The organism is Streptomyces sp. NPDC006339, from assembly GCF_040612775.1.
Taxonomy (GTDB): domain Bacteria; phylum Actinomycetota; class Actinomycetes; order Streptomycetales; family Streptomycetaceae; genus Streptomyces.
The window spans coordinates 1,730-3,070 of sequence record NZ_JBEXQW010000107.1 but is presented as its reverse complement, the minus strand read 5'-3'; the positions used below and the strand labels follow the sequence as shown (position 1 = coordinate 3,070).

1 rRNA gene (running past one end of the window) is annotated in these 1,341 nt (G+C 56.4%); it reads right to left on the bottom strand.

What is annotated here, in order from left to right:
• Positions 1 to 1,284: ribosomal RNA gene (locus ABZ135_RS38580) — 23S ribosomal RNA — on the bottom strand (it extends 1,485 nt beyond the left edge of the window).
• Between the last annotated feature and the right edge of the window lie 57 nt (positions 1,285 to 1,341).

Sequence of the window (1,341 nt, the reverse complement as noted above, 5' to 3'; positions counted from 1 at the left end):
GTATGTACTGCAATGACACGACTTCGGCGGTACGCTTGAGCCCCGCTACATTGTCGGCGCGGAATCACTTGACCAGTGAGCTATTACGCACTCTTTCAAGGGTGGCTGCTTCTAAGCCAACCTCCTGGTTGTCTCTGCGACTCCACATCCTTTCCCACTTAGCGTACGCTTAGGGGCCTTAGTCGATGCTCTGGGCTGTTTCCCTCTCGACCATGGAGCTTATCCCCCACAGTCTCACTGCCGTGCTCTCACTTACCGGCATTCGGAGTTTGGCTAAGGTCAGTAACCCGGTAGGGCCCATCGCCTATCCAGTGCTCTACCTCCGGCAAGAAACACACGACGCTGCACCTAAATGCATTTCGGGGAGAACCAGCTATCACGGAGTTTGATTGGCCTTTCACCCCTAACCACAGGTCATCCCCCAGGTTTTCAACCCTGGTGGGTTCGGTCCTCCACGAAGTCTTACCTCCGCTTCAACCTGCCCATGGCTAGATCACTCCGCTTCGGGTCTTGAGCGTGCTACTAAAATCGCCCTATTCGGACTCGCTTTCGCTACGGCTTCCCCACACGGGTTAACCTCGCAACACACCGCAAACTCGCAGGCTCATTCTTCAAAAGGCACGCAGTCACGACGCATTGAGTAAACTCAATGCGCGACGCTCCCACGGCTTGTAGGCACACGGTTTCAGGTACTATTTCACTCCGCTCCCGCGGTACTTTTCACCATTCCCTCACGGTACTATCCGCTATCGGTCACCAGGGAATATTTAGGCTTAGCGGGTGGTCCCGCCAGATTCACACGGGATTTCTCGGGCCCCGTGCTACTTGGGTGTCTCTTAAGCAAGCCGCTGATGTTTCGTCTACGGGGGTCTTACCCTCTACGCCGGACCTTTCGCATGTCCTTCGACTACACCAACGGTTTCTGACTCGCCTCACAGCCGGCAGACTGTGAAAAAGAGATCCCACAACCCCGCATGCGCAACCCCTGCCGGGTATCACACGCATACGGTTTGGCCTCATCCGGTTTCGCTCGCCACTACTCCCGGAATCACGGTTGTTTTCTCTTCCTGAGGGTACTGAGATGTTTCACTTCCCCTCGTTCCCTCCACATGCCCTATGTGTTCAGGCATGGGTGACAGCCCATGACGACTGCCGGGTTTCCCCATTCGGAAACCCCCGGATCAAAGCCTGGTTGACGGCTCCCCGGGGACTATCGTGGCCTCCCACGTCCTTCATCGGTTCCTGGTGCCAAGGCATCCACCGTGCGCCCTTAAAAACTTGGCCACAGATGCTCGCGTCCACTGTGTAGTTCTCAAGCAACGACCAGCCACCCATCACCCC